Source organism: Rhodohalobacter halophilus (genome assembly GCF_001715195.1).
GTDB lineage: Bacteria > Bacteroidota > Rhodothermia > Balneolales > Balneolaceae > Rhodohalobacter > Rhodohalobacter halophilus.
Genome location: NZ_MDWE01000034.1, coordinates 33,692 through 46,711 on the forward strand (window position 1 = coordinate 33,692; position 13,020 = coordinate 46,711).

General features: G+C 44.3%; 11 protein-coding genes. 4 read left to right on the forward strand and 7 right to left on the reverse strand.

Annotated features, from left to right (window positions below; translation table 11 throughout):
- The first annotated feature begins 32 nt into the window (after positions 1 to 32).
- Together BG260_RS09725 and BG260_RS09730 are read left to right on the forward strand one after the other, a co-directional pair.
- Positions 33 to 1,190 (forward strand): tetratricopeptide repeat protein, encoded by a 1,158-nt coding sequence (locus BG260_RS09725; RefSeq protein ID WP_141691566.1) that lies wholly within the window; start codon positions 33 to 35, stop codon positions 1,188 to 1,190.
- Between the two features lie 204 nt (positions 1,191 to 1,394).
- A complete protein-coding gene (locus BG260_RS09730) occupies positions 1,395 to 2,066 on the forward strand; it encodes an FAD-binding oxidoreductase (RefSeq protein ID WP_069132139.1) in 672 nt (223 codons plus the stop codon).
- Between the two features lie 15 nt (positions 2,067 to 2,081).
- Here BG260_RS09730 and mtgA read toward each other — a convergent pair whose 3' ends face one another.
- The 5 genes from mtgA to BG260_RS09755 form a co-directional block, all read right to left on the reverse strand.
- Positions 2,082 to 3,065 (reverse strand): monofunctional biosynthetic peptidoglycan transglycosylase, encoded by a 984-nt coding sequence (mtgA, locus tag BG260_RS09735; RefSeq protein ID WP_069132140.1) that lies wholly within the window; start codon positions 3,063 to 3,065, stop codon positions 2,082 to 2,084.
- 70 nt (positions 3,066 to 3,135) lie between these two features.
- On the reverse strand, positions 3,136 to 4,545 hold the full coding sequence (locus BG260_RS09740; protein WP_069132142.1) for a PAS domain-containing sensor histidine kinase: 1,410 nt from the start codon (positions 4,543 to 4,545) through the stop codon (positions 3,136 to 3,138).
- A 90-nt stretch (positions 4,546 to 4,635) separates the two neighbouring features.
- Positions 4,636 to 5,196, reverse strand: a complete 561-nt coding sequence (locus tag BG260_RS09745) for a hypothetical protein (RefSeq protein WP_069132144.1) — start codon at positions 5,194 to 5,196, stop codon at positions 4,636 to 4,638.
- Positions 5,197 to 5,260: 64 nt separating this feature from the next.
- Positions 5,261 to 5,416 (reverse strand): PEP-CTERM sorting domain-containing protein, encoded by a 156-nt coding sequence (locus BG260_RS09750; protein WP_141691567.1) that lies wholly within the window; start codon positions 5,414 to 5,416, stop codon positions 5,261 to 5,263.
- Between the two features lie 82 nt (positions 5,417 to 5,498).
- Positions 5,499 to 6,230, reverse strand: coding sequence for a sensor histidine kinase (locus tag BG260_RS09755; RefSeq protein WP_141691568.1), 732 nt, complete (start codon positions 6,228 to 6,230; stop codon positions 5,499 to 5,501).
- Between the two features lie 237 nt (positions 6,231 to 6,467).
- Here BG260_RS09755 and BG260_RS09760 point away from each other — a divergent pair, with 237 nt between their 5' ends.
- Positions 6,468 to 9,224, forward strand: coding sequence for an alpha/beta hydrolase family protein (locus BG260_RS09760; RefSeq protein WP_176719472.1), 2,757 nt, complete (start codon positions 6,468 to 6,470; stop codon positions 9,222 to 9,224).
- Between the two features lie 153 nt (positions 9,225 to 9,377).
- Here the strand turns inward: BG260_RS09760 and BG260_RS09765 are convergent, their stop codons facing one another.
- Complete coding sequence (locus BG260_RS09765; RefSeq protein ID WP_069132151.1) at positions 9,378 to 10,142, reverse strand: zinc metalloprotease; 765 nt, start codon at positions 10,140 to 10,142, stop codon at positions 9,378 to 9,380.
- Positions 10,143 to 10,239: 97 nt separating this feature from the next.
- Here BG260_RS09765 and BG260_RS09770 point away from each other — a divergent pair, with 97 nt between their 5' ends.
- Positions 10,240 to 10,707: a GNAT family N-acetyltransferase gene (locus tag BG260_RS09770; RefSeq protein ID WP_069132155.1), complete on the forward strand. Its 468-nt coding sequence runs from the start codon at positions 10,240 to 10,242 to the stop codon at positions 10,705 to 10,707.
- A gap of 95 nt (positions 10,708 to 10,802) precedes the next feature.
- Here the strand turns inward: BG260_RS09770 and BG260_RS09775 are convergent, their stop codons facing one another.
- A complete protein-coding gene (locus BG260_RS09775; protein WP_087148700.1) occupies positions 10,803 to 12,860 on the reverse strand; it encodes a glycoside hydrolase family 97 protein in 2,058 nt (685 codons plus the stop codon).
- Between the last annotated feature and the right edge of the window lie 160 nt (positions 12,861 to 13,020).

A 13,020-nucleotide genomic window follows, 5' to 3' on the forward strand; every position in this document is an offset into this window, starting at 1 on the left:
ACCTGATGGCAAATTAATTTATGGTGATGGTTATGAAAAAATTTGCAACACTCTTATTACTATCACTCTTTTTGATCTCCTGCACGTCATCGCAAAAGATGCTGGACAGAGGACAATACGATCGTGCTATTGACAAAGCTGCCGAAAAGCTCAGGAAAAAGCCCAATAATGAAAAAGAGCTGAATGTGTTAAAAGAGGCCTATGAACTCGCCAATATGTTCGACAGGGAGCGAATAGAGTTTTTGGAACTGGAAGGGCGCGAAGAGAGCTGGGTTGAGATTTATCGAACGTACGAAGAGATGAACCGCCGGCAGAATGTAATTCGAACGCTCCCCTCCCGTGTGCGGAACGAGTTCACCTTTTACAACTACGATAATGAAATTATAGAGTCGAAACGGGCTGCAGCTGAGGTGTCATATAAACGAGGATTGGATTTCCTGGAACGTGGAGATAAAATAAGCGCAAGACAGGCTTGGAATGAGTTTGACCGGGCCGCCGAGATCTATCCCGGATATGAAGATGTGGATATTAAACTGGCCGAAAGCCATCGGCTGGGTATGAATAATGCTCTCTATTTTATTGAGAACAATTCAGGAATGGTTCTCCCCGACTTTTTTGATGCAGAGATGAAAAAGGTCACCTTAAGAGAACTGAATACCCACTGGCTCAATTTCGATACCTATGAGAATGACAATATCGATTACGACTATTTTCTGGTTCTCAATATCACGGAAATTGCCTTTTCACCTGAGTCGGTAGAGCGCCGAATTTATAAAGAGTCTCGTGAAATTCAGGACGGAATGCGTTACGAGTACGACAGTAACGGAAATGTAAAAAAAGATTCAACCGGCACTGATATTCGCGTTCCAAATATGGTTATCGTTGAAGCTGAAATAACAGAAACCGAGCAATCGAAGTCGGCATTTGTAGCCGGGTCGCTGGACTTTTATGATCTGAGAAGTGATCAGCTAATAAAAACGGAATCGGCGTCTATTGAAGCTGTTTTTCGTCATCGCTATGCCCGGTTTAGCGGGAACCGAGAAGCACTGAGTGAAGAGACGGAGAAGATAATTGGTGGTCGAGAAGCTCCTTTTCCCGGAAATGAACAGATGATGATGGATGCCACCGAACTGTTAAAGAACCGGTCCAAATCGATTATCTCCAGAAACCGGCGCCTGCTGGAAAATTAACAGAGGGCAAACGGGGATTCTATTTATGAGCCCGTCTTTTTCGCAGTTCTGAAAGACTGGATTGATGAAGAGTCTCAACATCCTTTTGGGTCTTAGGAAGATCTTTACAAAAAGAGTCGGCACAGTTTGGGCTTCAAAAATCTACGTTGAATGATTTTAAGGCTGTATTTGTAGTTATAGTAAATCACAAACAAATACAGTTTTATGGCAAAGTCATTAGAGATTAAAGAAGTTGAAAATGTAACACACGACGTGATTCAATTAAGGCTGGAAAAGCCGGATGGATATTCATTTACACCGGGACAGGCAACGGAAGTATCCATCGATAAAGATGGATGGAGAGATGAAAAACGTCCTTTCACGTTTACTTCCCTGAACGAAGATCCGTATCTGGAATTTGTGATTAAAGTTTACCTCGATCATGATGGTGTGACAGAGCAGATCGGAAAACTCAAAGCCGGTGATTCACTTCTGGTTGATGAACCCTGGGGAACAATCGAGTATAAAGGTGAAGGGGTATTTATAGCCGGCGGCGCTGGTGTTACGCCGTTTATCGCCATTTTCCGAGATCTCCATAAGAGAGGTGAACTGGGGAATAACAAACTGATTTTTTCCAATAAGTCCGAGAAAGATATTATTCTGAAGGATGAGTTTGAGAAGATGCTTGGGGATCATTTTATCAATGTGATTACCGATGAGCCAACGGATAATCATATTTATCTGGACGGATTTATCGATAAAGATTTCTTGAAAGATCAGATTCAGGATTTTAGTCAGTCGTTCTATGTATGCGGTCCCGGCCCGTTTAATAAAGCCATGATGAGTTATCTTAAAGACCTGGGAGCCAGTCCGGATGCACTGGTTTTTGAAGAGTAATTGAACGGTTTGGAATTAACTTTCACCAAATTCGTTGATCCATTTTTGTAGCGTATCGGTTGTGTCGGTTTCTACCCCGTCATCTTCTTTGAGTGAGTCGGGAAGGTTCAGTTGACGAAGTGAATCATTCGGTTCTGTTATGCCGGAAGAGCCTCTGTTTGAGGTGTCTGTCTGGTCTGATACACGAAACTGACTAATATTAAATTCGGCTCGCATCAGATAAGGATCCACATCATCGAAATCGTGCGTTTTTTCAGGTTCCGTTTCTTCCGGCTGAACGTAAGCAATGCCGCTCAACTGCGTCATCTGTCGCAAGATCCACAAACTTCTCTCTTCTGCAAAAGGTGATGGAGGATTCACCCGCATTCGTTTCGGACTGGGTAGAACTGCGGCAAGTTGTGCAGACATCTCCGGGGTGATTTCCGTTGCCGGGATGCCCCAGTACTGATCGGCAGCGTACCCGATGCCAAAAATTCCGGGCCCAAACTCTGCGATATTCAGATAGACTTCAATGATTCGTTCCTTGGACCAGAAAAGTTCAATCAGAACAGTAATCCCGGCTTCAATACCCTTTCGAAAGAATGATTGTGCGGGAGAGAGATAGAGATTTTTTGCAACCTGCTGAGTGATTGTACTTGCACCTCGTGTTCTCTCACCCGCTTGCCGCTCCTCCCACGCCTCCCGGATCGACTCGATATCAAACCCTGAATGCTCCCAGAACAGTTGATCTTCGGATGCAACCACAGCCCATTTCATATGATCGGGAATCTCCTCATACGACACCCAAAACTGCTTCAGGCTATAAGGCTCTGTATTAAATTGTGACCAGTCCTCCCGTGCAAAGAACCTTGTGGAGTCGGGATTGTACCAACGATATGAAATCACTGATATCAATAGAATTGAAAGCAGCAGTGTGATGATCCCAACTATTGAGATCAGATAGAAAGAAACTTTCTTGTAATATGGTGTGGGTTTTGAGTCCGGGTTAGCGGGTTTCATGGTGGGTATCAAAGGTTGGTGGGTTCAGGCGTTTGTAAACAAGTAACGCAATGACAGTGAATTTATGAGCTTAATCACTAAAATAAACCGTAAACTTTGTACCCTGTTCCGGTACACTTTCCACTTCGATGGACCCTCCAAGACTTTCAATCTGATTTTTTATCAGATAGAGACCTATTCCCTTTGCGTTGGAGTTGCCGTGAAACGTCTTGTACATCCCAAATATATCATCCCCATGCTTGTGCAGGTTGATTCCCTTTCCATTATCCGAAACCTGAATTCCCGGCCCATCCGACCCATTAAACGAAGTGATTGTGATTTCAGGAACTCGGTTCGGGTGGCGATATTTGATAGCATTGGAAACTAAATTCAAGAGTATGCTCTCCAGGTATGAAGAGTTATACTTTATAATAAAATCCTCAGGGACACTCTCCTCAAACTGTACATTGTGAATAAAGATGTCGGTTATTAAAATGTCTTTTACCTTATCCAAGATATCCCGAACGGAAACCTGCTTAAGCTCAATGTCGGTTTTTGCGTCAACATCTACGATTTCATTCAGGTCAGCAATGGTATCATTCAATCGATCCGAAGCAGTCGCCAAATTTTCAAGCAGTTCATTTTTCTCTTTCTCAGAATCGATGACTTCCATCAGAGACAAAATCATGGAGATGTTGCCTGCATGATTTCGAAGATTATGAGAAACAACATGAGCAAAATTCTGAAAACGGTTTTTCTGCTGGCTGATGATCTCAATGGTTTCATTCAGTTCATCCCGCTGCTTTTTACCGGCTGTGATATCTCTTGTAATTCCAAACGTGCCGATCGTATTTCCGGATGAATCCAGCATGGGAATTTTGGTAGTGGATGCCCACCGAATACGATTTTCATCCCCCGAAAAAACCTCCTTTTCCACTTTATCGATAATCGGTTTACCCGTTTTCATAACCCATTTCTCATCTTTAAGGGCTTGCTCAGCGTGCTCATCTTCAAAGAAATCAAAATCTGTTTTACCAATTGCCCGGGCAGGATCGTCAAGGCCGAATTTTTCTGCACAGGTTTGATTGATTCGGATAAATCGGCTCTCCTCATCTTTAAAAAAGATACTCTGCGGAAGGTGTTTCATAAGCAGATTCAGAAGATAACCGTCACGTGTGGAAAGATTCTGCTCGATAAATTCAATCTGACCGGCAACAGACTCCGGGCCGGTTTGTTCAGCCGAAATTTTTATTGGTATCCGGCTTCCATCAATACATACCGAGCTAAAAGCAGTAATCGAATCGCAGTCGTTGTTCTGTAGAATCGCTTCTATTTTTTGATCAAAAGCGGACTGGTCATCCGGGTGGATCAGACAGTTCCAAAATGTTGATGGGGATGAATCCGGCAGATCAATTCCGATTTCATTCAATTTGTTTGAGTTGACAGAAACCTCTTGATTTTCGACATCCCAAACCCAAAACGTACGTGTAATATTCTTCACTGACAGAGTTACTTATCTTTCTCTGATTTAAACCCTTAAGTTAAAAAAATCTAATTAAAGAGTACGTTAGATTCGATCTGTCAAAAAGCCTCAGGAGGCTTCAGTTTCAGGACCGGGTGAGTTTTGGACAAATCGAAAGAGCATTCCGCCAACAATAAAGAGGGTGATAAAAAAGCCGTTAACTGCGAGAATTTCGTAAACAGAACTGTGAGGGAGATGCTGGGCACCGGTAAGAAGTGCTGAAATGGCAATAACAAAGGTAACTGTTGCTGCTGAAAACATGGTATTTGCCAATCCTCTTGGTTTAAACCGAGAGATAAATGCCCCGGCAATTCCGGTAAAAATAACCAGAAAGTAGAGCAGGTTGATTGGGTTGTTTTCAGAACCGATCAAGCCAACAGCCATATTGGACCAGATGAGGAACAGGCCGGACAACAGGGAGAAACCGACTGCAATTCGAAATGTTGAACTTTTAAACAGATTGGTGATGAGGATGTATGACAGTCCGGTACCGAAAATCAGAATGCCGGCAATGATAAAGTCGGAAAGAGACCAGACCACGTCTTTTGAAAATTGCATGGCCGTGAAGGGAATCAGTAACAGAGCGGTTGTAAACAAAAAGAGTATAGCGATCGATTTTTTTCTGTTCATAGGAGGGCGATGTTTATAAAGTGAAAGAGAAGGTGCCGAAAAATAAAGTGTAGCAATATTTTCATTAAGAGGTAAGCTTTTTTCTTGTAAAAAGATACCAGCCTGCACCCGCAACAATCAGTAATAGCGGCAATGCTCCGGGTTCATCTTCAACAGAAATCATATAAGCCGTTAGCAGAAAGCCCACGATCACGATGATCAAAGAAAAAATTTTTTGCAAGGGAAGTGTGTTCAATGTTGTCAGATTTGGGTTTTTAAATAACAACTCACAATTAGGTAATTTGTTGCAAGCCAGACGTTTTTCACTTCTGTTTTAATGACAAAAGGATGTGAAACCTACTCCCCTCATCCGGCTCACTTTCAGCCCAGATCTTACCATTGTACTTCTTGATAAAATCAATGCATAAATCTAAACCAAGTCCGGACCCTTTCTCGCCATGGGTTCCTTTTGTGGTAAAGTTTGTGGTCTTATCAAATATCTTATCCAATGTTTTGCGATCCATACCAACCCCGCTGTCTTGCACGGATAGCTGGACCTCCTGACCGAGCTTATTACCTTCTATGATTACATCACCGCCCGGGTGTGAGAATTTTATAGCGTTTGAAAGTAGATTACGAAGCACAGTATTAATCATGCTTTCATCTGCCTCAATTACACAGGCCCCATGCAGATTATTAACGATCGAAACACCTTCATCTGAAGCTATTTGCTGCTGCTGTTTTATGATCTCTTCAGAGTTGCGCTGTAGCTCAACATCGGCGAAAAATGGCTCTGCTTCCTGAAATTGATTTTTTGCCCATGAAAGCAGATCAAAAAGCAGTTTCATTGCATTTTCGGTACTGCTGTTCATCACTTTTAAATATTCGAAAACTTTATCTTTGCTCAAGTCTTCAAAATCTTCGATAATGAGCTCCAGCAGACCCGAGGGACCGGCCATTGCATTTTTTAAATCGTGGCTTATTACAGAAAAGAGCTTGTTTTTCTGAACGTTGAGCTGCTGAAGCGGTTGATTGGATTTTTTAAGACTGAGCAAAAGATTGGTACTGATCAGCAGCGGATACTTAAAGTTGATATTTAAAGATCACACGGTCATTAAATGAAAATTGATAAATATTGGAATGTATTTCAAACTTTGGTTCTATAAACTATTGTGTATTAATGAGATATAATTACATGTAAGTCTTGATATGGAGTGTGTGCCGATTATTATTCAATTTTTACAACTTCGATTGTTAGATTCTAAAAACAGTTATAAATCAAACAGATGATGATGAACAAACCTCTACAAAAATTATTCGGAATCACCCTACTTGCAATTCTGACTCAATCTATTTTTATCGCTCCTCTCGCCGCTCAGGGGCAGTTTACCTTTGAGGATGTGATGCAGTTTGAAGACATCAAAACGCCGGTTATTTCTGCTGATGGCCGGTGGGTAGGATATTCGGTTTGGCCCGAAGTTGGAGATGGTGAAGCAGTTATTAAAAGTGTGGATGGCCGATCAGAATATAGCGTTGAGAGAGGAGAACGACCTCAGATTGCATCGAACAGCCGATGGGCCGGTTTGATAGTTCAGCCGCCTTACATCGAGAAGCAGAACGCCGGAAGAGACGCACCGCGTCAGGGTGCAACGTTTATCAATACAGCTGACGGTGAAACAGTGGACCTTGAAGAGGTGAGGAATTTCTCCTTTTCCAACAGTGGTGAATGGGCGATTATTCGGCACTATCAGGGGGATGACATATCCACAAATGGTAATTCGAAAATTGGATCTCCGGTTACAGTCAGAAACCTGGCTAACGGTGAATCTAACCGGCTGGATTTCGTGCATGAATCGGCCGTTGACAGCACATCCCGATATTTCGCTTATTCTGTAGTGGATACATTGGGAATAGGGAACGGCCTCTATTTGATTGATTTAGAGGACGACTTGATGAAATCTCAAAAAATAGCAGGGTCAGAAAATTCCCTCTATTCCAACCTGACCTGGGATCATGATAACAGCCGCCTGGCATATACTGAATCAAAAATGGATACTGACCATGAGTATCTGCCGGGTGATGCCACAATTTATTCTATGCAAATAGGAAATGAACCCATTGCACTCGTCACTCCGGGCGATGTTGAATCCGGGTATCGTCTGAGAGATCACAATAATCTGGTATGGACACACGACAATAAGAGACTTTTCTACGGTGTGATGGATGCTGAAATGGTAGCACTGGATGAAATGAAAGAGGATACGGACTCGGTAACGGCCGATAATCTATACGACCTTGACCGGATATTGAATGATATTGAAGGTAAAGTCTGGCACTGGGATGATCCCCAGATCAAAACGCATGAGAAGCAGACCTGGAACAGCCGGAAAAATCATCTTTTCACGTCCGTTCACCATGTTGATTCAGGCAGATCTGTACAATTGGCAACGAAAGTTATTCCGGATGTACGCCCCGCACACAACAGCGGTAAAATATTGGGCTCATCCGACCTGCCCTATCAAAAACTTCGAACCTGGGACGGTACCTACCGGGATTACTATCTGATCGATTTAGAAACCGGAAACAGTGAGCAGTTTTTGGAGAAGCAGCGTTTTGGAGCTTCTCTCTCCCCTAACGGAAATTTTGTAAGCTGGTTTGATGGAGCTGACTGGCACATCATGCATACCGATAACGGCACATCACGCAATTTGACGGCTGAAATAGATATTCCTTTTTATGATGAAGACAACGATCGCCCGCAACCATCAAGTTCATACCGAATAGCAGGCTGGACTGATGGAGATCGACATGTTCTGATCTACGACAAATTTGATATCTGGCAATTTGATACCCGAAACGGAGAGTATGTAAGAATCACAGAGGGGCGTGAAGATCAGCGAATTTATAGGATCAGAGATCTGAATCCGGACCAGGAAACCATTGCACGAAATGAGCGCCTCTTTTTAACGATGTTCCACGACCGGGAGAAGAATTACGGCTTTTATGAAGCGAGGGTTGGACGAACGGGAACAACCAGAATCATAGAGGAAAACAAACGATTTAATATCGTAGACTTGGCAGAAGAAAGTGATCATATTCTCTTTACTCAAGAAACCTACCAGGAGTATCCAAATCTTTGGGTAGCATCAGATCGCAGATTCCGTAACCCGGTTCAGGTAACAAATCTTCATGAAGATCTTTTAGATCGATTTGCGTGGGGTGAAGCGGAGCTCATTGACTGGCTGAATATGGATGGAAAAACCGTTCAGGGAATATTGATCTATCCGGGCGATTACGATCCAAATAAGCGCTACCCGGTGTTTATTTACTATTATGAGCGCTATTCCCAACGGTTGTACGACTTTAATAAACCGGTAACCAATCATCGGCCAAACCTGGCGCAGTATGCCAGTGACGGATACGCCGTGTTCCTCCCGGATATCTGGTTTGACGTACCGATTCCGGGTTACTCTGCAACGAAAAACCTGGTGCCGGGCGTACAAAAACTGGTAGAGATGGGTGTGGCTGATCCCGACGCCATCGGGCTGCACGGACATTCCTGGAGCGGTTACCTGACCGCACAAGTTGTTACCCAAACCGACATTTTTGCAGCCGCCGTTGCCGGCGCCCCGGTAGGGAATATGACCAGTGCATACAGCGGAATCCGGTGGGGCTCAGGGCTTGCACGGCAGTTTCAGTATGAGCAGACGCAGAGCCGGCTTGGTGTGAGCATGTGGGAGAATCTTGCCCCATACATTGAAAATTCGCCGGTGTTTTTTGCAGACAGAATCAATACACCGATTATGATTCAGCATGGAGATGCAGATGAGGCGGTGCCGTGGTATCAATCGATAGAGCTCTACCTCGCACTTCGCAGGCTGGACAAGGAGTCGGTATTTCTCCACTACTATGATGAGCCTCACCACCTGCGCAAAATGGCCAATCGACTGGATTATGCCATAAAAATGAAAGAGTATATGGATCACTATTTGAAAGGAGAACCGGCTCCGGCATGGATTACGGACGGGGTACCGTATTTGGGGGAGTAGAAAATCTTCAATTTTATACCGGGGATAAATCCCCGGATTGTATTTTAAACCTATGAATGGGTTTTTGGATCCATTTGCGGAATTTTGGTTTGAAATAGAAATGCCCCAGGAACATGGGGCATTATATACGAGCCGGTCATTTATGGCCGGTTCCTATTTCCCGCCGGCAGCTTGCAGGTCGGCCACACAATTTTCATCTAATTCCGGAATGGAACCGCCGAAGATACTTCCAAACAGATCCGCATTGCGAAAAGCGTAATACATCAGGCATTGGTCATTATCGCAGTGGCGCCCATTTGCAGTGTCCTGATGATTTTCCTGCATGTCCACACCGTTATTTACCAATCCCAAAATGTGACCAAATTCGTGACGCATCACAATCGTTTCAACATCCTCTTTTGAGGGGCTGCCAAGTCCGGAGCTTACTTCATTAAATTTTGGACCAAACAGTGCCATGGACGTATTAAAGTGTGCAATTCCCAATACATCGCTATCGCTGTATTCACCATCCACAATGATAAAATATGCAGCGATCTGATTTTCTGAAGAGAATTGGGTCCGATGCTCCCGTTCAAGTTCGCGGATTTCGTTTGCGGTATATGAACTCTGACCGGCGGCAGGTATCTCTTCAGGCTCCATGATGGTGATGGATGATTTGTTGAGACGATCTCGAAGGAATGTTTCCAAATTATTAAGACCTTCCTGAGTTGGTTCATACCCCTGCATGTACTGAACCTGAACGATCAATCGTTCAAAATTATCATCCGTCAAAAAATCAACGGCAGATTGTCCCGGGTTTATCTCGTGATTGAACGAAAATTCGTTTTCACCGGGTTCTGTTACGGAATCTGAATCGCATGAAACGATAAATAGTGTTACAGAAAATAAAATTGTAAAAATGGTACGAATGGTTCTCATAGCTTAGATTTTGGTTCAATTTCACCTATTTTTATGGAATAATGGCTTAAATGTTTCCTGCAGATAAGGTTAACGAATAGAGTAAATACAGAAACGGATGAAAAAATTAGAGATCGTCGAAACAAATCTCAATGATCCAAAGCACGCGGAGGCTGTAGTTTTTTGTACCGATCAATATGCCCGAGATGCAATGGGTATGAAGCGACCTCTGGATGATCACGTAAAATCTGTACTGATTGATAACTTAAAAGCCTTTCCATCCTACATTGGATTTCTTGCATTTATAGATGGGCAGCCTGCCGGAATTGCAAACTGTGTGTACAGCTTTTCATCCTTTAAAGCCCGGAAGGTGATCAATATTCATGACTTAGCAGTGAACCCACAGTTTCGCGGGAATGGAATCGGGGAGGCTCTTTTGGCCGAAGTTGAGCGAAAAGCGAAAGAAGAGAACTGCTGTAAAGTCACGCTCGAGGTTCGGGAAGATAACCGTGCACGTCATCTCTATGAACGAGCCGGTTTCTCGTACGGTGAACCGAGAATGTTCTTTATGGAGAAGGAAGTGTAAGAATCTTTATTTTTCTCAGGATTGATTTTGATGTTGCCACGGAAGCACAGAATATTCAGTGTCATTCCGTGCTTCCGTGGCAAAGTAGTAGTGTTCTACTCTTCAACATGCATAAACCGAACAGCTTGTCCGCCACCCGGCGCAAGGGTTACGGCAAACTCTGTTTCTGACGTTACCTCCATCTCCTCAACCACAAAACCGTATGGGTTCGACTCCCAATCGGCATCATCGCTGTCTCGATAAATTTGGGCGATATATACATCTCCTTCATTCAAGAAATCAAGGGTAAATGAGAATTCGCGAGGCTCCTCGTCGGTAATGCTGCCCAGAAACCAGTCTTCACTGTTTCGGTCTTTCCGAACCGTGGTAATGTACTTGCCAATCTCTCCGTTCAGCACTTTGGTGTCGTGCCAGTCGGCAGGTACATCTTTGATGAATTGAAGGGCGTCGGGTCTTTCCTCATAATTCTCAGGCAAATCGGCCGCCATTTGCAGCGGACTGTAAATGACTACATAGAGAGCGAGCTCTTTTGCTAACGTGTGGTTGATGCGATTATCCGGCTTGTACTCATCAAAATGCAGATCTACAATTCCGGGTGTGTAATCGAACGGGCCGGCCAGGTTTCGATGGAAAGGTAAAATGGTTACATAGTTTGGCGGATTGCCGGGACCGTCCCAAACATTTTCTCCGCTTCCCCAGGCATTATACTCCTGTCCGCGGGCAACTTCCCGGGTCATCAGGTTTGGCCAGGTTCTGCGAAGCCCGGTGGCCTTCACTCCTTCATGTACATTGAGGGAGATTTTGTGTTTAGCAGCCAGCTCCACCACTTTTTGGTGATGGCGAACCATGTGCTGACCGTGGTGCCATTCGTAATTTCGATCACCATTTTCGTCCGTCCAGAAAATCTCCTGGCCGTGGCCAACATATCCGGTTTTTACAGCTCGTACACCCAAATTTTCATAGAGCTGGAACGCCTCTTCCATCTGGCTTTCGTAGTGCTCCACCGAGGCGGAGGTTTCGTGGTGCCCCATGAGTCGTACTCCATTTTCAAGAGCGTATTCGGCAACACGTTCCAGGTCAAAATCATCCATCGGGCGGGTGAAGTCGAACACAACTCCGTCGGCAAACCAGTCTCCGTCCCAGCCTGGATTCCAGCCTTCAACCAGCACGTGATCAAACCCATGCTCTGCTGCAAAATCGATGTATTTCATAGCATTTTCCGTGGTTGCGCCGTGAATCGGCCCCGATCCCCAGGTGGATTTATCGAGATGCATTTCCCACCAGATGCCCACATATTTAGCGGGCTCAATCCATGAGGTGTCGTCAATTTTGTTGGGCTCATTCAGGTTCAGAATCAGGTACGATTCTGCCAGGTCACCGGCCGTCTCACCAATTTGCAGAGTTCGCCACGGTGTTTTGAAAGGCGTGGATGCCCGAACCAAAACTCCGTCGTGCCACGGAATCAGGTTCGCTTTTAGCCGATTCTCTCCTGTATGCTCAATATTCATGGTAGAGTAATCCATCAGTGCAGCCTCATGCAGAGCCAGGTGAAGTCCGTCATCCGATTTCATCGTGAACGGTGTAATGACTGTATCCACTTCAGCGAGCCGGGTATGTTCAGGAAGATATTCGTATCGGTTCCACTGAAGAGCACCAATCCACCAGCTTTTGTGATCATCGGTCATATTGAATTCGGTGAGTTCATCCATAATGTTGAACTCCTGTAGATTGGGTTGCTCGGGGAATTCATACCGGAACCCGATGCCGTCATCATACGCACGAAAAACCAGTGTAAGCTCCCGGTTAGGCTCTTCAGTTTCACGCAAATCTATTTTCAGCTCGTTATAATGATTTCGGATCTCCTCTTTTTCACCCCATACCTGTGTCCACGTCTCATCGAAGGACGATCTTTCTACGGAGGTGATCTCAAATCCACCGTTAAGAGCGGGAAGATCCTGAAGCTCAAACCCCAGCCTTGACTCTGTAATGACCGGAGTGCCGCTATGTTGAACCGTGTAGTATGGAGTTCCCTCGTTCAGGTAAAACTCAACGGTGTTGTTGCCGCCGGGCGAATCAACACGTGTTTGTTGACTTGTGCAGGATGTAAACAGTATCAGGAAAGTTAGAGAAAGTAGAATGATGGAGATTCTCATAGAACGTGTTATTAAAATTGAGCTGAAAGTGAACAGGTAAAATAGCCCAAATTATGCTATCAAATAAAGTGCATTTCAAAACAGCGGCTGTGGGCAAATTGGCCGAATGATTCATTTAATTATCTGAATTAGATTCCGTAACTTAATGAGCTGTTTAAAT